The organism is Pseudoalteromonas sp. McH1-7 (assembly GCF_013366255.1).
Classification (GTDB): domain Bacteria; phylum Pseudomonadota; class Gammaproteobacteria; order Enterobacterales; family Alteromonadaceae; genus Pseudoalteromonas; species Pseudoalteromonas peptidolytica.
Map to the genome: position 1 here is coordinate 94047 of NZ_JABWPQ010000017.1, position 23734 is coordinate 117780.

The following is a 23734-nucleotide window of genomic DNA, read 5'->3' on the forward strand; positions in this document are numbered from 1 at the left end:
GCTCAAATTGGTATAAGGGCTTCACAAGTCAAGTGACTGGCAAAACCTGAATGATTGATAACGTGTTTAACCTCACTAATAAACCAATCACCATCAAGGCTGTCATCAACTTCCTTAATGGTGATCACACCTCCAGCAACCAAAGCAGGATCACCAACAACGCTAAGCGCGACCACACGGTGCGCTCGGGCGAGCCTGCTGAGCATCGCATCCGCCGCCGCTTGCGCCTGTGCTTGTGTGTGGTACACGTAAGTCAGCGCTGTTTTTGGTGTGCCGCTGCCCGCACTCACTTGCTTTTTCTGTGCTAATACTTGGTCATAAAAGTAAGCATCAACCGACTTTATCAACTTATGGTGATTGGCATTGAGCTTCCAAGCGGTGAGCTGCTTTTTACCAATAGTTGCACTGGGTAGGGCTTTACCTGAGAGCGACTTCCCAGTACCTTTTGCCATAAAAATGAGCTTGTCGTCTGCAATTTTCATAATGGCATCAAACTGTACTGCCAGTTTACTCAGCAGCTGCATGTCACTCTCACTTTGCTCAATGTGAGGGATTTCTAGTCCTTGAAAAGTATCTCCAATCTTTGCTTGAAGACCATATTCTGCAGCTATCTCTTTAATGAGTTTATCCAGTAATACCGGTTCATCTTTACCATTTTCAGGCCAAGAGCGTACCTTAAGCGCCTTAAAATCTTTATCCCACAGCACTTTATTGCCGAAAAGGGTTAACGAGCGGTTTGGCCCGGTCAGCTCATAAGCTCCCACTTCAAAAATCCCTAACTTAGTCGATGGTGCACTTTGATCTTTCGTCCCCTCTTTATACCCCATCGCAATTTCTAACTTGTCGCTCGGGGACGGGAGCGCAATGGGAGCTTCAGCTAAGTTGTCAAAACGTACGTAGCAGGTATCACTTGCCAGCCCAGTTCGAGTCGTGACGCTTACTTCAACTAAGCGGTTTTTGAGTGTGCTTGCGACTTCATTTCCATTGGCTTTAATTGAATAGTGTGGCTGTAGGTTCATATTAGTCCCAGATATTAATCACTTTAGATGCCGCAGGTTTTGCAATCTCGGGTAAAAAAATACTGACCTGTTCAGGATAGAGCGGGCCAAGCTCAGCCAGTCCATGATTTGCTTCTAACACTTTTTCCACCATACCGCTGCTGCGCCCGTAGTGTTTAAAGCAGATTAAATCGAGACAATCTCCATCTCGAGTAATATAGGTCACACCTTTGTTCATGTTCACTCCTTAGGGCAAATTGCCGCTAATAGCGGCTAAGCTCCATCGTAAATTGTATTTCTCGCGGGATCCCATCGTTAAAAAACAGAGTACGAGTTTCCGCTATCCGCGTGATCACCCACTTACCCATAACTCGACCAACACTGGGACTAGACTTACCACTTTCCTCTACATATCCAAGGGTCATTGGCTCCCCTTTGGCCGCCTCGTCTCGCATCATGTCTAATTGCTTTAGGCCGTTGTCTACAATTTGTGGAAATATTACGCCTTCTATCGTGAGTCCTTGCTCGCCAACGCCGATGAACTGCATTGGAGGCGAATCTTTGTCAGTTTGCGAATCATGAGTTTCCCAACGATATGTAGACTCATATTGGAGCTTATCAAATGCCGCCGTGCTCACTGAAAATTTATACTTTCCTAGTTGCATCATATGCTTAGCATGGTTTACCTTGCTCATTTAGCCCTCTTTTTTGTTTATGCTACATGGTTGTAATAGCGCGCACTGAGCGCCTGCTCAGCTTGTTGTTGCTGTTGCTCTAAGATGCGTTTCACCTGTTGTGCGATTTCTTGCGCCTGCTGAGCTTCTTTTGCATTCACGGTGATGTTTGCATTCACAGTAACAGAGCCGCCATGTCTGGTTGGTTGTAAGGTACTGTTGGCCGCACTGTCACCGCTGGTGGGCTGCGTACTTAAGCTGTTTGGATCGAGTGTCGCCTCGGGAGCAACCGTTTTAGGCTTTTCATCTGTAAACCACCCTTTAATCGCAGATCCAACTAAGTTATTGGTAAGATACCCCGCCATAGGTGCTGCCATTTTCACATACGGGTTTTTACTTTTTGACATCGCCCCAGTTACGGCATCAGCTGAAAACATACCACCTAAGGTGCTACCAATTACGCCTGACTTTTGCTGTAGTGAAAGGGTGTCATTATTCATCGTCTCCCACACGGTATGTGCGTTAAGCGCTCTGCCTACCATGTCGCCGGCTTTACTCACCCCGTGCACTTTAGTGTTGGCGATTCCATGCTGGGACGCCAATGCCGCAGCGGTACCCGTTGCTAAGTTCAGCTCGTTAATAACATTGTTCTTAACAAAATCGAGCGCCTCGCTAGCGGCCGAACCGGCATTAGGTGTGGCTGGCTGAGCCACAGCTTGTGGGCGACTGTGCTCGCTACCAACCGATGTAGATGTCGTTTCGCCAGGTTGTGTCTCACTTGAAAATAAACTACCCAGTTTATCTCCAAGCCACCCACCGATTGACTCGCCACCCATTGCTCCAAGTGCACCTCCCACTAACCCGCCAATAGCAGTGCCAACCACTGGTACTACCGAGCCAAGCGCCGCACCAGCAGCCGCGCCAGCTAGTGCGCCACCAGCACCACCTGCAGCAGCACTCACTTGGGTGGTTTTTTCTTTTGCGCTAAGGGCAGGATCGGTGAGCGCCGTCATCGCATCAAATGCGCCTAAAGCCACACTCAAAGGAGCTGCCACGCGCCCTAGCAGTCGCTTAGAGCCTTTAAATACGCTGCCAAGTTTACCGCTTTTGACTGCTGAAAAACGCCCCAACTTTTGTACACTGGGATCATTTGCAGCTGCCATAGTTTTGATTTTTTTTGCTTTTCCTTTTGCTTTTTTTGGTTGCTCCGCGTCAGCATTTAGCTGTGCTGTTGCACTTGGTGCTTTGCCCCCGTCAAGCAAACGAAGAAAAGGCTTATTACCTTTACGCTTGCTTGCCTGCTGCGGTGGTTTAGCAGTGCTACCTGAAAGGTTGGTTTTGTTTTTGCGCTTTTTACCGCGTTTTTTGCGACCTTTTTTTGCTTTAGGCTGGTTATCTTTTATATCGGTTTCAAGTTCAGAGAACGACTCCGACAAGTCATCTGCCATTCCTTCAAAACCAAACTCACCAAATAAATCTGGTAGGCTTTTAGTTAATGAAGATAAATCTCCTTTGAGTACACCTTTTATATCAATATTGGAGAGCAAATCTGCGTGCTGCTCCAACACACTCGCGGCATCTTGCAAACCAAATGCGTTTAGTAACTGAGGCCCAGCACTCACTAAGGACTGAATATCGCCACCTAAAATCGCATCCACATCAAGCTTTTCTAATGCTGGTAATGCGTTTTCCAGTACACCTGCGGCGCCATCTAGCTCAAACGCTTTGAGCAATGATGGACCCGCAGCCATCAAACTCGACACATCGCCGCTGGCTATTTGCTTTAAGTTCAGCTGTTTTAAACCAGGTACTGCGGCTTGTAACTTATCTGCGGCATCTCCAAGCTCAAACGCCCGAAGAACTTCTGGTGCAGCATCAACCAAACTGCCAAGCTCACCACTCATTAACCCTTTGAAGTCGAGTTTTTCAGCGATTGGCAGTGCCGCACCAAGCGCTTGTGAGGCAACTTGCATATCAAATGCGTCTAGCAATGCGGGGCCATTTTGCAGTAATGATTGTACATCACCCTCTGCTATCGCCCCCAAGTCCAGCTGTTGCAGTGCAGGTAATGCCGCTGACAGCGTATCCGCAGCCCCTTCCATTCCAGCTGCATCCAGCAAATTAGGTAAAGTGGTAACAAGCGATCCCAACTCACCTTGAGCAAGCCCCGCTAAATCTAGCTGTGCCAAGGCTGGGATTTGTTGAGCTAATGTCTGGTTTAGCGCACCTAAATCAACCGCATCAAGTAAACTAGGTAATGCTTGTTGTAAACTTTGTAAGTCACCTTGTACGATACCCTTGAGATCAAGCTGCTCCATCGCCGGGGCAAACTGGGTCACTACATTTGCAGCCTCATCGAAACCAAACTGAGTTAATAGGGTTGGTGCCGCAGCTGTTAGTGAGCTAAGGTCGCCTTTAAGCACCTCAGTGAACTGTATATCACTCAAGGTCTTGCCGGTTTCAAGCAGCTGAGTTGGCAATGCGGAAACATCTAAATTTGTCATCAATGCCGGCAAAGCTTGACTTAATGACTCAACATCCACACAAAATTGCTGCTGTGGCTCGGCGGCTCCGTGGACTTGCTTTGAAGCTTGCTCTACTACATCCACAGCAGAGGCGACAGAAATACCATTAAAAATCGATGGCACCTGCTGCGCCAACGCCTCTAGCTCAACATCTACGGTTTGCGCCGCACGGCTAAAATCAAGCCCTGCCACTTTGTCAGACAAACCATCTATTGCATGCTTAAGTGAATCAGGCAGTGCCAGCATCACTTGGTCGACTTGCTCTACCAGTTTGGAGCTTTCGCCTGCGCTTGCGCCGGTTTGGCTTGTAGGTATTTGAAATTCAGGGAGGGAAAATGACGCTTCAGGATGCAACACCGCACTGGCATTTAGCTGGGTCATAATCGTGATTAACTGTTGAACTTGTTCACTGGTTGCTGTGGCTGAATTTGCATTTAGTTTGGCAACTATGCTGCCTAACTGTGCCACTTGGTTTGCAAGAGAAGTTACCTGTGGCAACTTATTTTTGACTTTGTTCGCCTCGCGCGAACGAGCCTGTTTACCTTTTTTTGTCATGGCGTTACCTGAGGAAAATAAAGAAAAGTGAAACGCTTTAGCTTAGGCTGCTGAGTAAGTAGCCTAAGCTAAAGCGTCTAAAAATATGGAAATACGCCCCTTAAAGGGTTAAGGGGCGATTGCGGTCATCGGTTTAGCCCGCTTCTGTCGCTTGTTTATGATCAAGCGCTGCTTCGAACCATTCAATGAGTTCATCTTCTGTCAGCGCGTTCAGCTCGGCCAAGCCCCAGCCGGTGTACTTGGCAAGGGCAATGACCATCGCTTTTAAGCGCTTTGGCGGGACACGAGAAAAGCTTGTAGCGTTTCTCGCAACTTAACAAAATCACTCCAATCAAGCTCTTCGATAATGTCAGGAGAAACTTCGCACAAGTGCGAGAAATAACGAATTTCGCTTTCAGACTCGCTAATATCCGCTTTATCCACCATTAACCGATCGCGTACTTTTGGTCGTCTCATTGTCAATTCTGCATATTCATGCCCATCGACCGTAATTGGGAATGCTAAGGTAATGATTTCTTTCATGGATTAAGCTCCGATTGCTGCGCGAAGTGCTGCCATTTGATCCTTACCGTTAACGGTACGAACGTCGTTGTATAGGTCAATTTCATAAATCACATCTTGACCGATTTGTAGTTTGTACTTCTGAATTGCATATTGCAGAGTTAGCTTGGCTTCTTCGCCATCTTTCCAGCTGCCCATATCCACTTCTTTGAAGAAGCCTTCAAGCGTTACCACTACAGGAACAGGCGCTTCGCCTTGCGCTTGGATTGCGCCACGAGCCGTTAATGGCGTTGTTGCACCGCTCCAATCGCCAAGTAGCTTCATCATGTCAGCGTTATATTCAAGTAGCGTAATAGTACCTTCTAGCTTTTCAAGTTGGCCTACATCTAACTCAACTGGCGCTTGGAAACCTGATGTCACTTCGCGAGTTTTTACCGTGACTTTTGGTAGCTGAATTTCATCAGCGATACCTAGATAGCCTTTACCGTCTACAAACAGCTTGAACTTTTTAAGAATTTTTGGAGAGATTGCCATTATACGATTTCCTCTAGGTAGTTGTTAGTTAGAATGCTCTTGAAGGTGATGTGCTCAGCTGGTGTTGGCGGCGTGAAATCAAAGCTAAAGTACACTTTACCTGCTTGAATATTTGCTGGAGTGTTTAGCTCTTCGTCAGCCCAAATTTGACCGCCCAAAATTGCACCTTGTGCTTTTAGGCTATCCAGGTAAGACTGCACACTTTGGGTAACATCTTCGATGTAAGTTTTGGTGATATTACGGTCAACCGCCCACATGTGCGCACGCAGTAGTGAGTCGTTGATCATATCTGCGGTACGTACCACTGATAGGAATGCCCATTTCGGGTCGTCAGAACAAGTACGGTTACCCCAAAGCTTAAAGCCGTTTTGACGAATAATGGTCGACACTTCTTTTTCGTTTAGCATATTCGCACGTGCGTTGGCATCGCCCAGCTGGAAGTCGATAGGACGTGCAGTTGCCACAATACCGTTCATATTGGTGTTACTTGGGCTCCACCAAAAACCTCGGTCGTTGTCCGATTTGGCAATCATGCCCGCAACACGAGCACTTGCCGGTTCAACTTCTGTTTTACCATCGCGGAATACTTTGACATGAGGGTCAACAACATAAACACGGCGCGAACCAAAATCTGCACGATATGCTTTTGCATCTTCATCATTGGTGTTTGGGCCATCTGCGATAATAACCGCACGAAGGCGCTCAGCCACATTTACAAGCTCTGTAACAACCGGGTTGCGATTACCTTCAGGGCGCTGATGTGCATAACCTGGCGCCACAAGAATACGTGGTGTTACGCCAAGTACTGACTCCGCACCTAAGAAAGCTTGCACACCCTCATAAGAACCGTCTGCTGCCACACCGCCAACCATGTTTGACATGATTGCCGCTTCATCAGCACCGTCAACACGCACTACAACCACGACTGCACCAGCTTGGTCAAAAATACCGTCCATTGCCGCAGGTAGTGTTCCTTCGTTACCAAGCGGTGCTGCTTCAGCACGTTTGCCAGCAACCAACACTGGAGTATTAAGCGGAAACTTATCAGGATCTGCACTTGGCGCTGTACCAATTACACCAATTACTGAGCTTTTTACTGTTTTGATTGGACGCGTGCCGGATTGCGCCTCAATGACTTCTACACCGTGTAGAAATTTTGACATAGTTATCTCCTTTAAAGACATGTCAGTTAGAGAATAAAAAAGGCCATACAAGCTGCCTTGTATGGCCCTAATAACTTCATATAAATTAGAGTTTGTTGACCTTATCCCTAACGGATAAGGTGGATAAAAAATAACTTAGATTTGGATACCCTCAATGGTGACAGGCTCCCCGTTGATTAAGTACAGTCCTTTAATTTCGATGGACAGTTTGCCCTCTCCTGCTGGATGTACCGCAACACCATCAAGTTGAAAACGTGGCTCCCACTTTTCAAGTGCTTCGGCTATGGTCATGGTAATGTCTCCCACCAAAGTGTGCGAAAAAGGTCTATCGACAAGTTCGTACAAACCGCAGCCGTAGTCGCGTCGCATCACACGACTACCAAGCGGTGTGGTGACGATATCCCTGATACTTTGTTTTAGATGCTCAACGCCACCGAGTGCTTTACCAGTTTTGGCGTTCATTCCTATCATGTTGAGTTACCCTCCTACGGTAAATGACGCCACACCAGCCGTTGCAAGCTTGCCGCCACAACTGGTGGCATCGCCTATTCTGGCGACGGCTTTACCCGCAATAGTAAAGCTGCCAGCACCAGCGCTGATAGTCGCACCTGCATGTTTTACTCGTGGGTCTGGTGCAAAAACATGGGTGCTAATTGGGTCGCCAACACGTAATATCGGTTTGCCCGCTGCGGTAAAACTCGACTGCGTCGCACTGGCCGTCCCCGGTACAAATTGCGCGTGAACATTCGTGATGTCGCCATCCACTGCGATGACTGGCATAACTCCTTACTCCTGCGCACTAATATTGGCGCCGTTAAGTTTTAACGTGGCGCTGGCTGCAACCTCGATATTGCCCGAGGTTGAGCGCATGCTAATGGTGCTTCCCTCAAGCGATAGCGCATTGGCTGCGGCCACATTAATATTGTTGTCTGCATTTACTACCGCGTTATTACCAACATTGGCGGTTAAGTTATTTGCAACTTGTATATTGGCGTCATTTCCAACAATAACAGTGGCATCTTTGCCACATTCAATATGTACATTGCGTGCTGAGTGCACCTTAATTTGCGCCACATCATTGCCGCTAGTATTGGGCACGTATAAGTGATAAATATGCTGCTCACGATCATATTCCACCATCGCACCATCTTTATATTTAGTACGACTAACCGCTTCTTTATCCGCTATTGCCCCATACGCTTCCCCGCCGTCCAGTACATGCTTTTGGTGATGATGAGGCGCAGCATTGGAATATAAACTACCAAGGATCACCCCCTGTGCAGTATCTCCGTATGGTGCTAGCACCACCACTTGCTCCCCAACCTCTGGCGCTTGCCATGTCATGTCTTGAGCAGCCTGTGCTGTTAACCAAGGTAGCTTAGCGGTGATCCAATCACCCATTTTGACTTTTGCAGTCGCCGTTTCATAATCGACCTCATGTACCGTACCTAAGCTAATTAATTTGTTGACTCGTTGCTGTAGATCAGACATTGCTAGGTCAGAAAAGTGTTGATTTACAATCATGTTGCCACCTCAGTTGCTGGTACTTTGGCGATCAAACGATGTTCACCACCGCGAGGACCAAGGTAAACCTCTGTGATTTCCACTCCCGGCTCTTCAGGATAGTGAACTTGATAATAAAATTGCCAAACCAACGTCGCCTTGGCGAGCATAGAACTGACTTGGTCACTGTAATCAATACTGACGTTTTCAAAAATACAATGTTGCCAAGGGGTGGGCGTTTCGTCCTTTATAATTGCAGCTTCAGCGGCACTGACCACATTATCTAATCGCGTGACAAGGGCGATAGGATCAGCCTCTTCTAACGCCAGTTCGAGCTGCAAGGTCAACACCCTTCTGTCGAGTGCATTTGGGCTCAGGTTTTTATTGGACGCAGGCCCATAGGTGACGCCTTTATCGGCGCCTTTTGCTTGCAATTCACTGGCTTGTCGTTCAGCGATTGGGATAAGGGTAAGCTGTGCACGCTCTGTTAAGTCAGGCTGCTGGCTTGCTTTTAGTAAATTTACTGTTGCAAGCTCAGACAAGCCATCACTCAGACACGTCAACACCTTAGCTATCAAGGTTTGTCGATGCATAGTTGTGCTCTCAAATTATAAATTGGCTAGATGAACAGCCGAAGATGGACGAAACGCCCGAAAGAAGGTTAATTAAATGGAGTGGTTATTGCCTCTCGGGCGAGCTTGCGTAGTTCTTTCACATCAGTAGGAATGGTCACTCCCGTTTCTAGCTCCCTTATCACATACCAATCCGTTTTTTTAAGGTACGCTCTTAATTCACAATCAATGTCGAATTGGCTGCGCTCTCCACCTAGCTCATCTTTTCTCATTACGATTTGTTCTAACATTATAGTTGCCTCTCAAATACTGGTTTTTCAAAATATCCCCATCGATTTGCTGGAACCTTACCTGCAACTACCGAAGGTAAAGCAATTAGGCAGCTAGCTCCTTTTTCTAGATAAATGTGAGGACCAAATGTGTAATTCACACCACCGCTACTAGGCATATTTGATTGTCGAGTTATTTCATGCCATTTGTCATCTGTTGGAACTAAGAAGTCATCGGACGGGTAAGTAAATCGAACCTTTCCTGATTCAGCTTTTATCCAACCACCAAAGGTCAATGGGTTGTTGTAAGGTAAAGCACCTTGATAAATGGAGTACGCATTTTCAAATGCTGGATAATCATCCACTTCTAATGCTTTTACACGTACGATTGCAAAATCAGGCTGATTATATTTTGGAGTACCACCTTGAATTTGATCATACATTGCTCTGATCTCCGGGTGTTTATCTTCTTTGATCTTCCCATGCTCTGAATAGGCTACAATTTCACATTCGTAATGATTACTATTCCTACAACTGTAACCATCTGGGATCCCCTTAGTTCCAGGAGTTAAAGAGCCATTAATTTTCAGCTCTTGATTCTTAGTGATGCGGAAGAAAGGTAGCTCAGCTCTAAATTGACTATCAATAAAACTATTTACCTGCGCTTTCATTCCATTTGTAGCTGCAGTGAGTTCAGCAGTAGAAGAGTCAATATGCTGATCTACCTCCTCAGCTTTATTCTCTAGCGTACTTTGAATAATCCCAACCTGATCTTCAACAGTTTGACACAGTGCATTGGCACGTGTGGCAACCTGACTCAGGCGCTCCGTCATGGTTAAATTGTCATTTGACATAGTGTTTCCTTATTGATGCTCAAGAGTGGTTAATCTGATTTCTTGATTGGTTTGGCGGTTCATCGTATCTAGTTGCACCCGAGTTACATTGGCGAGCTCACCGTTAAATACACCATGAATAGCTTCAACCCTATCGTCTAGTCGCGTCGTGTGTGTTGTATCTAAACGTGTAATTTCATTTGAGAGTAATTGCCTAAGCTCACTCAGCTCACAAGCTTGTTGCTGCAAACGTAGTTCCTGCTTAATTTGCCGGTGCATGGTATCGAGCTGGGTGAGCGTCATCTCAGCCAGCTCTTTGTCGACGATAAGGTTTAAGTTATCGACACCCAATTTAACTTCGATACTTTCACTGGGTAACTGAGCAAGGCTGAGTGTCAGCCACTGCAACACTTTAACGTCAGGTGTACGATAGCCTAAGGTGGTGTTGGCTTTTGAATAAACCCCAAGCAAAATAAGCTCCGGCTCACCACTTGCATCCACTTCACCGCTATCTAAATACACACCGATTTCTCTGATGGCATATTCAAGTGGTGCGTCAAACTTGCCTGCAATTTTAAGGCTTGTGCTTTCACCATCTTGATAATCGCTGTCGGCAATCGCAACGCGCTCTTTTAGGCTGCGCAGCTCGGTTTGATTTTGCGATGGCGTGTACGCCGCGTCACCAAATGCCATGTGACTAATTTGCCCTTTAAAACCACGCGCCTGGGCACTTAAGAGCGCATCCAGTCCAGCGTGGGTAAATTGAAGCGTTAGTGCTGACATTACGTCGCTCCTTGTAATTGATAATGTTGATAATGAAGTCGTTGCATAGCACTGCCCAGCGCGACTCCTTGCGTCATTTGATCAGGCTTTATTCCTTTTCCCTGGCAATCATGTTCATGCGCATTCAACTGTAAAGCGCCAGCCGCAACCGCTACTCTTGCCTTGCTTTCATCAGGTAAAATACCACCACCAGCAACCTGTAATGCTTGATAGCCATACTGATTACAATGACCACATGCCGCCAATCCCGCTACACCTTGAGCGGGCTTAACTCCCAAGCCCAATACGTTGGTATTGCTCAGTCCCAATGGCGTATTACCAAGTGCGGAAATTCCTATTTGCTCTTTAAGCGAAATCCCAAGCTGTAAATCAACATGGATAGCGCCGCGCTTGACTGCATTTACCACACGGCGAATGCGTTTAAGCATTTGGGGGGTCAACAGTCCCTGTTGTCGGTCGTCCAAATTTTGATTAATGAGCGCCCAGATCTGTACCGTTCCCGGGGTCTGGTGGGTTTCCCACCACTCTTTGATTTCAGTTTCAATGTTTAAACTGTCTAGCGCCTTTTGCAGCGCAAACGGTGTGCCTTTATACTGATGTACTGTAAATGCGTCAGCCACCACTTGGCGTTTCACCTGCAAAGACCAGCTTTCATCCCACTCATCCACAGAGTAGTTCCACGCCAAAAATGGCAATAAAGCCTCAGGGCAAAGTTCGGGTTGCCAAAGACTCGTTAAGAGCAGCCGTGTATCGTTCAGTACACAGGCATCACGCAATTGAGTTCGTGCTTCATCATCCTTTAGGGAGAGCCCACTTAATCCAATACTTGTGGCTAGGCGCTCAAGTGCATCTCTTGGGAAAAACACTTGAGAATAAATAATTGGCAGTAGCTTATTACTTGATAAGCGTTTAAGTGCGCTGCGTACATCAAGGCAACTGACCTCTCTCAGCGAGAGGTAACACGCAATTTCAACGAGTTCATCATCGCTGCGCTGATCAATTTTTAAGGCCGCTAATAACCCCGCTCGAATAGTTCGAGGCTTGGCTTGCAGCGCTGCTAACCACTGCTCAAGCGTTGACGCATTATTAGGTAAAAGCTTAGTCATCCTGCCCCCTCACCTTTACCCGCAAATCCATTTGATCACAATACGCCACCTCAATATTGAGAGGTATAATGTCTTCACTTGGCGACTCCAACCTGATGTTCTCGACACCGGACAAAAACAAAGCGTTGCTAATGCCCGCTCGCGTGATCTGTCGACCAAACTGTCGCCTTTCTGTTAAGTAAGCGTCGAGCGCGGCTGAGGCACTGTCTACAATCACCTCAGGCGACGGGCCAGGTAAAATTTCAAGTTCCGCTGCAATGTTAAACGACAATATCTGTGGCTGCTTGATTGTGACTCTATCGCCAAGCGGTCTCACTTTAGAGACTTCAGGCTGAGTTGACGATTCAGGAGTAAAGGCGTCGTGTAATTTACTTAGCAGCTCCGCGCTTAGCGTACCTTTCCCTATTCGACTCAAGGCGGTTAGTTCTATTTCACATGGCCTCGGACTATGAACTTGCACATCGCAAATCTCATTACTCACCGACAATGCATGAAAGCGATAAGAGGCCGCGCTCCCTGCGGTATTGAGTCCATCAAACGCTAATTGCGTTCTCGCTCTTAAACGCTCATCATCCTCATTCCCAAGCCTTGCAACATTAAACCTTGCAGCGATTGCATCTAAATCACTACCTGACGCACTGGCAAGTAAATTGGCATTCACCGCGTCGTTTAGCATGCTCTGCTGCTCTAGCTCACGATACGCCATAAGTTCAAGCAATTTAGTGAGTGGTTCACTCTCAAGTTCAAGCACAGGGTGTAATGCCTCATCTTCCGAGACTAACGCTTGCTTTAATGCTGTTAAGCGCTGCTCAAAGTCTAACTCCTTGATTACTTTTGGGACAGGCAACTGCGATAAGTCCAATTGCTCAAATGCCATGGTCAACTCCTTTTATAAAAAAACCCACCGCAATAACTTGCTTGTGGGCCTTGGAGGTTGGAAGCTTATTTGCTTGTTAACTTTCTCAAGCATAGGTGTATCTTACTGGTTTTTAGGAAGTAAAACAGGTCAATTATGACCGCTTTAGAAAATACGCAGCTTTTAGAGCACTGAGAAACGATACTCTTCTAGTTCAAACACCGGCTGTGGCAAATCAGCGTTAATCAACGCTTGATCCACTATCCAAATACCGTTTGTTTCAAATCTAAGCGGTATGGAAAAGTGACCATCTTTTACTTGTGCAGGCATTAATTGAATGCGGCCAGTGTCAATACGCTTAAATGGTACTTTAAATTTACAGTCGTCTATTGCCAATTGCCCTGTGGCTATTACATCGTTTGATTGTTGTGGAACGGTAAATTCATTGCTGTTGTTTGTGTAACCATCAAGTTGATTGGAGACATTTTCAATAACCACTTTTTTTAAGCGATTGGTTTCGCTTCTTTGCGTAATAAAGTCAGCGACATCGTAGTCACTGGCAAGAGACTTTTCACCAACATATTTAGCAAAAAAATACAGTTCTTCCTCCATTAACACCACCTCTTGCTCTTTAAATAACGTCAGTTCATCTGGCAATTGAGGGGCAATTAATCCTGAGTTAATTTTAAGTAGAATTCTCATTATTATGCCTGCTTAGGTATTCTAATATCATGAGCTGAGTAAATCACATCTGACGCCCAGTCTTCTAACTGTTTTCGGGTAAAAAACAGTGTATTGGTTTGATATATATATTTATAATAGAAAGGAATATCTCTACTACTCATAAACAAATCTTTAGATACTTGCACAATACTATGGAAAGCATTGATGGTGTGACTATGTTCTGTTTTAATTAGAGTTTTATTACTTGACCGATAAAAGTCACAATTCGCGTTAATACCAAAAAACAAGTTCCTGTTGTTTGTTTTGCTATTATAAGTATCAACACCATCAGCACCGCACAATATCAAACTCCCTCTAAAAAGCGAAATACCTGTGAGTGTCATAAACTGATCAACATTAGAAGATCCCCTAAATCTCAAGTTACCAATATAACCGTACTCTTCAACTTCTCCTGTTAATATCATACCATCGATAATAAAACATTTATGAACGCCCCTTGTGTCTTTACAAATAGAAAACAACTGCCCATCTTCAGATATATCAAAACGGACATGAATATAATCAAGCCACGGGCCTTTTGTGATCTCTACACTTTCTAAGTTGATAGAGAAAAAGCATTGCCCCTGGCTACAATAACCATATCCGAAAAGATGCGGCACTCCATTTATTATGTGAATAATATGAGCCCTGCTATCTCTTTGGAAAGAGAAAGTTGATCCCCCGTTATAAACATCATACCGTGAAACGGTCCATTTTATAGTTCCATCTGAGTTATAGTAATTAATTTTGTCATACGACGTTTCAATATAACCTTTCGCTTCGTCGTAGGGGTTAGGTTTTATCAACCCTCCCCCTAAAAATAAGCTAGGGGCAAAGTCTGGTCTGGTTCTCTCAGGCCATGGTAACAGTTGCGATTGACTACCTTGAAATACACCATCTTTAAACCCTCCCTGATTCAAATCTGAAGTATTACCCCAATCAGTTAACGCCATATCTGCCATCCTCCATCAATAAAAATAAATGTTCTTTCAATCCCTGATATTGTCATGTGATATTCAGTATCTGCATTTCCTTCATCGTCTGAAATCGTTTTAGACACAGGTGCCAATACCCGAGCCGGTAACTCTTGAGTCGCCCCGGCATGGGGACTTAACATGACGCTTAAGGTTGTACCATTTTGTGCTTCATCCGGTAATTGCAGTGTAGTTACCGCTTGAAATAAATGACGAGCACCACAAGCGGCAACACTTGGAGCGGCTACCTCAATAAACTTAGACATCAACACTGGTACGCCGCCCAGTGTTTCGCCATCACCGACATAAAGCTGCTTTGTATCTGTTGAAAACCCCGGTTCGCCGTTACCAAGTACAGTCTGTAATCGTGTTGCTTCTGGGCCTCTTCTAAATTGGATCCGTCGCCCCATTAAAATACCCCCCCGTCAATATCACCGCCTTCAACCGCAAGACCTAATGAATTAACCCAGTCTCGCACCCACGCGGTGGTGGCAATATTGGTGCTATTATCTGAGCGTGCTCGTGTGGGGGATTTTGGCGTACCGGTGAACATCGGCGAGGTAAACAGCTGCGATTTCGATAAATTATCAACTTGGCTTAGGCCAACATCTGCTTTGTTAACCGTTACAGCGCCTGTTTTACCATTTACAGACAATACATTATCTGTTGGTGTGCGTAGCAGCACCCAGTTTGCCAAGACATTTGCTGGTGTCGACTTAAGAATATAAGACTTGTTCTCGTCAGTACGAATTGCCAAGTCGCCGGGCTGCGCATGCAGCGCCAACATAGCAGATTGGCTAGCGACCTCAAATGGCTCACCGATGGCAAGACTCGGAAGCACATTTTCAGGAATTTTACCGGCACTGTCTAGCAACAGAACATGGTTGGCACCACTGCCTGCATCACGATGAATGGCACTGCCAAGAGTGGTAAAAATATCTACGCCGCCTGGGGTAGTGCCATCACCAATAAATAATTTTTTGCTGTCGGTCAACCATATTGGTTCACCATTACTCGGCGTAACATTGGTGCGGTTTGCTGCAGGCCCGCGCCTAAATTGAATTTTGTTCGACATTAAATACTGCCTCCGTCTAACGAGGGAACATTAGGGTATGAATCGGAAAACGCGCCACCATCAAGCGATAGCAAGCCAACAAATTTATTAATTTCACTATTTACATAGTTTTGTGTGGCATACACCATAGAGGGATCAACTTTTAAATTAACCATCTCTGACTGCACCACGTCAATTACCGCTTTTATGCCAAGCTCGGCACTGGCATTATCTTCAATATTTGGCTTATACGTTTCAGGGTATTTAACAATGGCAAATGCTTGGTCGTCTTCGGTGTAAAAAGCCGCTTCACGAACATAGAACCCCCCCTCTGTAGCAGGCACAATACCGATAACCTCAAGCATCGCGGGATTGTTATCTAACGTTTTGGAGCTATTGATCAGTCCTCTAAATCGCTCACTCGTGAGATGTTCTGAATCAGGTAAAATATTGCCATCGCCCACAGCAAATTTGACTAAGTTGATTTTAACGCCTGTGCCAATGGCATTGGCTATTTTAGCGCGACCCGCTGGTGTCAGCATGGTCCAGTATAGTGGTTGGGGCATAACTACTCCGAGGGTAAATATGGGTATAACTGCAAGACTGACTGGCTGCGACAAGACGTACTTGGGCATCGCTTACAATTTCGCTTGCATAATAAGGGTACACCGTGACAGAAGAACCAAATAGCGTGGCTGACGCTAGCTGAATTTTTGCTGTGGATAATAAACTGAGCGATAAATCAAACTGAATACTATGGCGCTTATTCGCGGAAATAGTTTGAAAGATCTGCTGATATAACGACTCATCAAGCCCTCTATCAGATACCGCAACATCTATCGCGATAGTTCCTGCTGGGCCTTTCGGTACTTGCTCAAACCATTCTGTGATACGGGTGTCATAGCCAAAAGGCGCTAATGCGTTAATAATGGCAAAACGCGTCCCAAGGTGTTTATGTTGCTCATAGCTTTGCGCAATGATCTGGCGTTTTATAGGCTCTGGCCACTGTTCATTCCACTGCGTAACACTTTGACTCCACGCCAACCAAGGTAGTAATTCAATTGGACAAGTATCTGGTTGCCATAATGCCTCGAGGCAGCTTGCCGCGTCATTCAGTACTTCAAAAATTGGGGATTGAGCGGCTTGTATTTGCTCAAGTAGCTCAGCACCGCGGTGCAAAAGTTGACTCTCACTCACACGTCACCTTCAAATATCACACCTGCGATGTCATTTTCACACCAAGGGATCTCATGACCTTCTACTGTGACATTCTCACTCGGTGCAGCGAGTACAACATCTTCCACACCACTACTATATAAAGTGGCAAACAGTGCTGATCGTTTTATCGCTTTGCCCATTACACCCGTTTGTGCAAAAAAATCTCTCAACTTGGCCAGTACTTGTGCCTTAACTTGTGCTTTGCCGGGTCCAGGGGCTAATTGCACTTGAGCGTGAAGAGTATAGGGCTTCACTGTCACTGGTTTAATTTCAACTCTGTCACCTATTGGCCGCACTTTTTGTAATGCAAGCACATCAGATACGGTATCAACTGTATCCGCTTTCAGTCCAAACGTTGCTTTAAGCTTGTTTAGCAATCCATCTGAAGGTAAGCCATTAGGCGATTCATGGCTTAAAATTGTCAGCACAACATGACAAGGCGAAGGACTCGCAACATGCACATCTTTGACACGACTGTCAGCAGAGAGTGCATGATAGCGATAGCTTTCTGCAGTTCCTGCGGTATTTAAACTATGAAAAGACTGTTGAATACGACTTCTAAATCTATCATCCGGCTCTTGTGGCAAACGACTTACCCCATACCGTACAGCGATATGGTCAAGGTCCGTGCTCGTCGCTGTTGCCAATAAATTACCTTTAACCGCATCGTTGATCCGCCCTTGCAATAACATGCTGTGATAGGCAAAAGTATTGAGCAATTGTGTAAGTGGCTCCGACTCAAGTTTGAGTACCGCGCTAATATCCGGGTTTTGCTCACTGAGCGTACTTTTAAGCTGCTCCACCAGATGTTCATATTCTAGATTGTCTAGCAACTGTGGCAGAGGAAGCGCAGATAAATCAATCAACTTAGATGATGCCATAACATCCTCTTGTGAAATATAAAAATAAAAAAAACCCACAGCAAACACTTGCTTGTGGGCCTTGGAGATTGGAAGCCTGTGCTTGTTAACTTTCTCAAGCATAGGTGTATCTTACTGATTTTTAGGAAGTAAAACAGGTCAATCCTGACCTGCTTAGTATTTAAAACTCAATCACATACGCTAGTAACTCCGCTTTAGTGGTCAAGCGCTGTACCTCAGACTCTAGCTCATCGCTTTTTACTCGCAGTGCTTCTCGCTGCGCCAAAATGGTTTTTAAATTGTCGCGTTGCTGAGTCGCCTCAGCGTCATTACCACTTAGCGTCGCTTGAAGCTCACGCTCCTTAGCCCGCTCCACTCGCCATTGCTGCCCTTGCAATTGTTGATAGGCAAGCTGCTTGACTCGTGCAATTACTTGTTGCTTTAACTGCGCTACCCCGTCGTCATTATCCGTCTGTGCCTTAGCCTTATCCAAAAAGTCCGCTGCCGAGTCTGTATCCCATGGCTTACCTGTTTCTGGGTGCACCTGCCAAAAGTTACCGTTAATACACATGCCCTGTTGTTTATCATAATATGTTTTCATTTTCACTCCTTAAATTGCACGGCATGTTCTGGCGAAACCATACACAAGGTTATTCGTTGAGTTATAAGCTAATACTTCATCTATAATCCCAATCTGCGAATATGGGTTCATCACTTGTATTGCCGTAGCTACAATACCACCATAGCGCCCTAATCTATCTGTCGTAACCCTATAGTGATAAGTGCCTAGTACCTCACCATTTACAGATTCAAGCGCTACCACTACCTCTCCCTCTGAGTTAACCGTCCCGTTAGCATCAGGGTTTCTGGCAGGATCACCATGACTGGTAAAATGATAGTTTATCGGTGCTAGCTTCCGCTCTGCTGTAAATACATAGTGGGCGCTATAGCTATTGCCAGCCATTTTTGTTTCACCTGTAAATACGCCAAAAAATCCATAATAATCTAGCGCATAGCTCGAGATACTGTGCTCATTAATTTCATACTTAATTCTGCCTTTTGGCCATGCTAATGTATTGGCGATAAAAGCCAATGTGGTAAAGTCACCGCTGTCGACATAAGCCTGGTATTCATCACTATTCGCTATGGCAATATTGGTTACATGATTGCCATCACGGTATTTTTCTACCACCAAGTTTGTGCCAGCATCAATGACGACTAAACAATGTTTTTGGTTGTTATACAACACGGCCACGTCGTGGTGTTGATGGCTTGTGCGGGTAGCGATGCCAAATTGGTCTACCGCGTTTAAGTCTTTTTTAGGTAACGTCCTTGATGTGAACCCCTGCTCAGACACAAAAATCCCACCATACTCGGTTACGTTAGTCGATTGAGATTTTTGCGTACTAAACACCACTTGATACTCGATATCATTCGGCTGGTCTTTTAATCCTAAAGGCACCAATGCGCTCGCGCCATATTGATACACTTTTGTTGTTGGGTTTTGCTCAAATGCGTTGTTATATACAAAACTGGTTTTGATTCTGTTAACGCCACTGCCAGTTTCTGTTACCTCAACATGCTCTAATCGACAGGCGTCATTAGCACTATTCGCCGTGTAACTTGGTCGCGTTAGATACGACTTACCACTGCTATCGTATATCGCTAACACGGCTGTGGCGCGGCGGTTATTGGTTGACGTACTCGGCGTATCTATTAATTTGTTTGCAAACAACGTTTTTGGCGCTGCGGCATTGGCTTGGTTAACCGCAGTGCTAATTTGTTGTGCCAGCGGCGCTATTTGATCCAATAAAGCGAGCTTTGCTGCCCTTGTTACCAACTCCGCAGTTGCACCGCCTAGCTCTGCTTTTGCGGTGTCGATATTGTGCAGTGCTGAGGTTGCCACTTGTTGTAAAAGTTGAGTTGACTCATCTAAGTGCTCCTGTGCAACCGCAACGACGGCTTGTTCTAGCTTGGCGTTATCGGCAAGGCGGGTTATTGCATTGCTGACTAAGGTTTGCTCTTCTGCGCTTAGGGGGGTTGTGCCATTCATATCTGCGACAAGTTTGTCGACCATTACTTGAACGGCTTGTTGAATTGTTGCCATGATTTCCTCTTAAAGTCCTTTAAATTGGTAGTACAGATTCACCCAATACTTGATTAAGTCTAAGCCTGTTAAAGCGTTTATTGAGGTCGTGCTGCGCTTGTGCACTGGCAAGTTGTTGTTGGTGAATATCACCGTCAATCGCATGCAGGGCGTTAATCAAACGCTGGACATCTTGCTCAAGTAAGTTTTCTGGGTGAGGGAGTGGATAGTGCTGATAAGGCGTAAATTGATTAATGTCCAATGCGCCTCCTACAAGGTAAATGCACGTAAATTACGCACCCTTGGGCGCTGTGAAGGCGTGCCTTTTAAAACCAGTTTGACTCTTGTTGTGGCGGTATCAACGCCGCTAAAGCGATACGTAAACTGCTGCCAGCCGTCGGTTAATACACTGCTACTATCAAGCTCAAGCGCTAACCACTGCGCTTCTTTTTGCAGTAGTACCTGCACTTCAGAGTGGCTTTGAATATTGGCTTCAAACGTCACCATTACATCGCCACCGAGTCGGCACGGTAATTCACGCGAGATATAGTCACCAGCGTCAGCAACCTGCCCATGTACACATTGGGTTCCTGCAAATAGCAGCGGGGTTAGCGTTTGCGTACCAGTCAGTAAAGCACTGACTTTCACTTTACCAGTGATAGTCTCGCCCAGTGAGCTCGGTTGCCACTCTTGTACATTGAGCACTTTTTCTTTATTACCAGATGGATAGGTAAGCTCAAAAGCAACTTGAGTTTCAGCACTTGGGCGCTGCACGACTGCAAGCAGCATTAAATCGGTTACTTGTTCAACGTCCACAGAGCCTAACTCCACACGTAGGCTTGGCGCAGTAAACTTAGCGGCTTTTAACCTAAAGGTGAGATCTTTATCTTGGTGTGGCGTCCACGTACTTGCGTTACTTGAAGACAACAGCACCCCAACCTGATAAGGCTGTGACGTAACCCAGTTATGCCCTTGGTCAAGCTTGCCCAGCTCAGCAATCGCCACACTATGCTCAGCACCATCGGTGAGCACAACCAAAGCATATTCTTGATCTGCATTTAAAAAAGTTGGCGTAAAAGTAAATGGCGTTGGCTGATCATTTAGCTTTATCTCATCGCTATTTATCTTGCTACTGGCCAGCACAGTTTGGGTAGGAATACCTTGTACTACTTCACGAATTTGCACTTCAACGGCTTCTGGCCCTTTGGCGGTAAACCACAGTTCAACCCCCGCAATAAAGCGTGACTGCTCCAAAATAAAGGTTTGTGCAAGTGGGTCAAAGCGCTGAGTAATAATGTTGTTGACGCGGCGTAGCGTTTCGACTTCTATGATGCCGCTACCGGTATAGCTGGCGCTGCCTGCGGAGCCTTGCTTACCAATAAAGCGCACCAACTTAGTACCTGCGGGCACGTTATTTGGTACTTTAAATCGACCAGTTAACTCACCGCGCGTATTTGCTTGGATCATGCTTGTACCTCTGAAATAATTTCAATCCCATCAAACAGTAAAGAGTCAAGTTGCTCACCAGAGTCAAACCCTGAGATAGCAAAATCAACCCAACGAGAACGCAAAAACTCAGCTTGTTGACGTCTCACTCCCACTCGCTCGGTTGTGGTATGTTCAACAACACGGCGTACGCGCCCCCCACCTTGAGTTAAGCGGCGTGTAATAGGGCTTGTCCATTGCGTTTGAGTTTGTGTCCAGTGGTCAACACTGGGGGTTAAGGTGACGTCCGCAGGAATAGGCTCAAATGCCATATACGGGTTGATTTTCATCTCCCCTGTACGGCTTTCTTGTACCAACACATCTTCAAGTTCAAATGGTAACGACAGGGTCTGTGTTTGCGCCAGCTGGGTGACATCAGCGCTCATCGGTAACATCAATTCACCATCCACTATAGAGCCACTTTGGCTTAGCCCCACATCACGCATGTCATCATCTAAAAACGGATCAACAAACACCCCATATTTGCTGGCTGGTGTTTGTGCCGTAGTGTCGTTACGAAGCCGCTCAATAGCCAATAACTGATACAAATCGGATATTTGCTGCTGCATCAGTGCCAAATCGGTCATTTGTACGGCTTCAATTGCAATATTTTGAATTTGCGGTGGTGCACTACCCCAGTGCTGATGCACTTGTGCTAGACCCAAATGCTGATGAGGCACCAAAGGCGCTTGCGGGTTAATTCTATCAGGTGCGCCTTTGATCCGCTCAACGCTGCCACTTGGCGTTAGCACCAATAAATCAATCCGTGGCATATACCAATGGTAATCCACCACGATCAGCCCATTTTCCAGCACTTCTTCTGCATCATTTAAATGCTGTTCAAGCCAAAATCCAGTTTCATCTGCACTGACCTCCACTGCACGGCGGTATGTGTAAATCACATCGTACGTTGTGCCTGATGCGGGTTTATCTCCGCCTTCACGCCAGCTAATGTGATTACGGACGAAAATAAAGTCGATACCTTGGCGGTATTCCACACCGTTTTGTGAAATCGCCATAATCTCAATCACCGAGTCGTCATCAAATGGGTCGGTGTTTTGTCCGGTCTGTGCATGTCCTCGGGTAAGTTCAGTGCGCTTTTTCACCTCAGCGGTCACTTGATCAATACGCTGAACCGGCGCAAAGTCCAGATCGATACGCATTTTCCCTTGGTCATTAGCAATAAATCGGCTCGGTTCATTGATCACCTCACGCACATCCGGATCATTGGCCAGTGCAACTGGTAATGCGGTATTAAATGCGATTTCATAGCCATTAATATGGGCTTTACCTTCTTGCACATTAAAATGCTGGTGGGTTGCACTTGTCTGGCGATAACTGACATTTAAACCGCTGACTACATAACTGCCACCGTTCGACTCGCGGTCGTAACGGGCAAGGGCACTGGTGATGGAGTCAAGCTGTGGTGGCGGCTGCTTAACAATTAGCGTGCCGTGATCTATCTGATAAACAGGGAAAAAGTCACTGTCAGGGTAGTCAAGGCTATCGCTTAGTCCCCACACTCCCGATATTTTTAACCGCGCTGCACCGGCCTCATCAAAGTTGTGGGCGCCAATGGCAGGATCTCTAAGCGCGGGGTCGTGAAGCTCAGTAACAACAGACTTTGCCAGCCACACCCCGACAACTTCTAATTTATCGAGCCTAATGGCAAGCTGCGCCGTTGGCACATCATGTACCGCACCTTGTAAATACACCGACGATGCCCCTATGGTCGCACGCTGCTGGGTGTTATCGACGACAACATCACCGCCTTTTACTACATCGCCATCTTTCATCAAGACATCAGCAATGCCTTTTACATGGTGCTGAGACTGTAGTTGTAAATCGTTTAGCTCACGGCTTTGTAAGCCTTTGCTTGCCCGAAACAACAGCTGACTATATTGTTTGGCGGGATCAAATTGTTGGTAATAATCTTTTATCATTGCCTTCTTCTTAAAAACTGATCACAAACTCAAAGGTCTCGCGTACCCCTTGGTCGCGAAATAACGCCGTGCGATGCTCTAATAAAATGAGCTCGCCGGGCTGCGCCACTTCGTCGGGTGCGAGATAATACTTGCCTGCGGGCACGTTGGCTTTTGCTGTTGTGCCCAGCATTAAGCCCAGCTCGCGAATATGCTCACCTAAGCCATCTTCAAAGTCATAGGTAAACTGGCAATACAGATGCTGGCTGGGCGTGTCGGTCAAGCTAAACTTGCCGCTCGGCACTTGGATCTCCCCTTGCTCATCAGGTTCACAAAAGCGAATTTGCTTTGCCTTGCGATAACCAATAAGACTGGTGAGTTGAGTGGTATTGGTTGGGGTTGGCGACAAGGTGTCGTCCCAGCTTGGGTCGCCTTTACCCCATGCCAAATGAATAGCTTGCTGACTCAAAAGTCGCGCAAGCGCCTTGCGGCCTTGTTGTGTTAAAGTGGCCAAGGAATACTCCTTATAATTTAATTGTT

Annotated in this window: 30 protein-coding genes; all 30 read right to left on the minus strand. The window is 46.1% G+C overall.

Annotation, left to right across the window (positions count from 1 at the left end):
- Positions 1-2 precede the first annotated feature (2 nt).
- Positions 3-1019 carry a phage late control D family protein gene (locus tag HUZ36_RS13110; protein WP_176033089.1) on the minus strand — a complete coding sequence of 339 codons (1017 nt, stop codon included), beginning with the start codon at positions 1017-1019 and terminating at the stop codon, positions 3-5.
- 1 nt (position 1020) lies between these two features.
- The gene (locus tag HUZ36_RS13115) at positions 1021-1236 is read right to left on the minus strand and encodes a tail protein X (RefSeq protein ID WP_125253363.1); all 216 of its coding nucleotides are present in this window, start codon (positions 1234-1236) and stop codon (positions 1021-1023) included.
- A gap of 25 nt (positions 1237-1261) precedes the next feature.
- Complete coding sequence (locus HUZ36_RS13120; RefSeq protein WP_125253364.1) at positions 1262-1693, minus strand: phage tail protein; 432 nt, start codon at positions 1691-1693, stop codon at positions 1262-1264.
- A gap of 17 nt (positions 1694-1710) precedes the next feature.
- Complete coding sequence (locus HUZ36_RS13125) at positions 1711-4752, minus strand: phage tail protein (RefSeq protein ID WP_176033090.1); 3042 nt, start codon at positions 4750-4752, stop codon at positions 1711-1713.
- Positions 4753-4885: 133 nt separating this feature from the next.
- Positions 4886-5011, minus strand: a complete 126-nt coding sequence (locus tag HUZ36_RS21870) for a hypothetical protein (RefSeq protein WP_263972633.1) — start codon at positions 5009-5011, stop codon at positions 4886-4888.
- A gap of 5 nt (positions 5012-5016) precedes the next feature.
- Entirely contained in the window at positions 5017-5274 is a 258-nt protein-coding gene (locus HUZ36_RS13130) for a phage tail assembly protein (protein WP_125253366.1), read from the minus strand.
- A gap of 3 nt (positions 5275-5277) precedes the next feature.
- On the minus strand, positions 5278-5787 hold the full coding sequence (locus tag HUZ36_RS13135) for a phage major tail tube protein (protein WP_010378397.1): 510 nt from the start codon (positions 5785-5787) through the stop codon (positions 5278-5280).
- Positions 5787-6950 carry a phage tail sheath subtilisin-like domain-containing protein gene (locus HUZ36_RS13140; RefSeq protein WP_128732082.1) on the minus strand — a complete coding sequence of 388 codons (1164 nt, stop codon included), beginning with the start codon at positions 6948-6950 and terminating at the stop codon, positions 5787-5789. Before HUZ36_RS13140 ends, HUZ36_RS13135 begins: the two co-directional genes overlap by 1 nt.
- A 135-nt stretch (positions 6951-7085) precedes the next feature.
- Positions 7086-7421: a GPW/gp25 family protein gene (locus tag HUZ36_RS13145; protein WP_125253368.1), complete on the minus strand. Its 336-nt coding sequence runs from the start codon at positions 7419-7421 to the stop codon at positions 7086-7088.
- 6 nt (positions 7422-7427) lie between these two features.
- Complete coding sequence (locus tag HUZ36_RS13150; RefSeq protein ID WP_125253369.1) at positions 7428-7730, minus strand: PAAR domain-containing protein; 303 nt, start codon at positions 7728-7730, stop codon at positions 7428-7430.
- A 6-nt stretch (positions 7731-7736) separates the two neighbouring features.
- The gene (locus HUZ36_RS13155) at positions 7737-8474 is read right to left on the minus strand and encodes a phage baseplate assembly protein V (RefSeq protein ID WP_125253370.1); all 738 of its coding nucleotides are present in this window, start codon (positions 8472-8474) and stop codon (positions 7737-7739) included.
- On the minus strand, positions 8471-9046 hold the full coding sequence (locus HUZ36_RS13160; protein ID WP_147389597.1) for a hypothetical protein: 576 nt from the start codon (positions 9044-9046) through the stop codon (positions 8471-8473). The genes HUZ36_RS13155 and HUZ36_RS13160 overlap by 4 nt, the downstream gene beginning before the upstream one ends.
- A gap of 68 nt (positions 9047-9114) precedes the next feature.
- A complete protein-coding gene (locus HUZ36_RS13165; RefSeq protein ID WP_125253372.1) occupies positions 9115-9315 on the minus strand; it encodes a hypothetical protein in 201 nt (66 codons plus the stop codon).
- Positions 9315-10148 carry a hypothetical protein gene (locus HUZ36_RS13170; RefSeq protein ID WP_176033091.1) on the minus strand — a complete coding sequence of 278 codons (834 nt, stop codon included), beginning with the start codon at positions 10146-10148 and terminating at the stop codon, positions 9315-9317. Before HUZ36_RS13170 ends, HUZ36_RS13165 begins: the two co-directional genes overlap by 1 nt.
- A 9-nt stretch (positions 10149-10157) precedes the next feature.
- Positions 10158-10910, minus strand: coding sequence for a phage tail-collar fiber domain-containing protein (locus tag HUZ36_RS13175; protein ID WP_176033092.1), 753 nt, complete (start codon positions 10908-10910; stop codon positions 10158-10160).
- Positions 10910-12016: a phage tail protein I gene (locus HUZ36_RS13180; RefSeq protein WP_176033093.1), complete on the minus strand. Its 1107-nt coding sequence runs from the start codon at positions 12014-12016 to the stop codon at positions 10910-10912. Before HUZ36_RS13180 ends, HUZ36_RS13175 begins: the two co-directional genes overlap by 1 nt.
- Positions 12009-12893, minus strand: a complete 885-nt coding sequence (locus HUZ36_RS13185) for a baseplate assembly protein (protein ID WP_176033094.1) — start codon at positions 12891-12893, stop codon at positions 12009-12011. The genes HUZ36_RS13180 and HUZ36_RS13185 overlap by 8 nt, the downstream gene beginning before the upstream one ends.
- 162 nt (positions 12894-13055) lie before the next feature.
- The gene (locus HUZ36_RS13190; protein ID WP_176033095.1) at positions 13056-13574 is read right to left on the minus strand and encodes a hypothetical protein; all 519 of its coding nucleotides are present in this window, start codon (positions 13572-13574) and stop codon (positions 13056-13058) included.
- A 2-nt stretch (positions 13575-13576) separates the two neighbouring features.
- Positions 13577-14548: a hypothetical protein gene (locus tag HUZ36_RS13195; protein WP_176033096.1), complete on the minus strand. Its 972-nt coding sequence runs from the start codon at positions 14546-14548 to the stop codon at positions 13577-13579.
- On the minus strand, positions 14539-14979 hold the full coding sequence (locus tag HUZ36_RS13200; protein WP_128732093.1) for a hypothetical protein: 441 nt from the start codon (positions 14977-14979) through the stop codon (positions 14539-14541). The genes HUZ36_RS13195 and HUZ36_RS13200 overlap by 10 nt, the downstream gene beginning before the upstream one ends.
- Complete coding sequence (locus HUZ36_RS13205) at positions 14979-15644, minus strand: hypothetical protein (RefSeq protein WP_176033097.1); 666 nt, start codon at positions 15642-15644, stop codon at positions 14979-14981. The genes HUZ36_RS13200 and HUZ36_RS13205 overlap by 1 nt, the downstream gene beginning before the upstream one ends.
- A complete protein-coding gene (locus HUZ36_RS13210) occupies positions 15644-16189 on the minus strand; it encodes a phage tail protein (RefSeq protein ID WP_176033098.1) in 546 nt (181 codons plus the stop codon). Before HUZ36_RS13210 ends, HUZ36_RS13205 begins: the two co-directional genes overlap by 1 nt.
- The gene (locus tag HUZ36_RS13215) at positions 16140-16820 is read right to left on the minus strand and encodes a phage tail protein I (protein ID WP_176033099.1); all 681 of its coding nucleotides are present in this window, start codon (positions 16818-16820) and stop codon (positions 16140-16142) included. The genes HUZ36_RS13210 and HUZ36_RS13215 overlap by 50 nt, the downstream gene beginning before the upstream one ends.
- Positions 16817-17722, minus strand: a complete 906-nt coding sequence (locus tag HUZ36_RS13220) for a baseplate assembly protein (protein ID WP_176033100.1) — start codon at positions 17720-17722, stop codon at positions 16817-16819. Before HUZ36_RS13220 ends, HUZ36_RS13215 begins: the two co-directional genes overlap by 4 nt.
- Positions 17723-17882: 160 nt before the next feature.
- On the minus strand, positions 17883-18302 hold the full coding sequence (locus HUZ36_RS13225; RefSeq protein ID WP_176033101.1) for a hypothetical protein: 420 nt from the start codon (positions 18300-18302) through the stop codon (positions 17883-17885).
- Positions 18303-18311: 9 nt separating this feature from the next.
- Positions 18312-19808 (minus strand): hypothetical protein, encoded by a 1497-nt coding sequence (locus HUZ36_RS13230; RefSeq protein WP_176033102.1) that lies wholly within the window; start codon positions 19806-19808, stop codon positions 18312-18314.
- A 19-nt stretch (positions 19809-19827) separates the two neighbouring features.
- Positions 19828-20049 (minus strand): hypothetical protein, encoded by a 222-nt coding sequence (locus HUZ36_RS13235; protein WP_128732100.1) that lies wholly within the window; start codon positions 20047-20049, stop codon positions 19828-19830.
- A gap of 8 nt (positions 20050-20057) precedes the next feature.
- Complete coding sequence (locus HUZ36_RS13240) at positions 20058-21254, minus strand: hypothetical protein (RefSeq protein ID WP_176033103.1); 1197 nt, start codon at positions 21252-21254, stop codon at positions 20058-20060.
- A complete protein-coding gene (locus HUZ36_RS13245; RefSeq protein WP_176033104.1) occupies positions 21251-23215 on the minus strand; it encodes a DUF4815 domain-containing protein in 1965 nt (654 codons plus the stop codon). The genes HUZ36_RS13240 and HUZ36_RS13245 overlap by 4 nt, the downstream gene beginning before the upstream one ends.
- A 10-nt stretch (positions 23216-23225) precedes the next feature.
- Positions 23226-23708: a hypothetical protein gene (locus tag HUZ36_RS13250; RefSeq protein WP_176033105.1), complete on the minus strand. Its 483-nt coding sequence runs from the start codon at positions 23706-23708 to the stop codon at positions 23226-23228.
- Positions 23709-23734 lie beyond the last annotated feature (26 nt).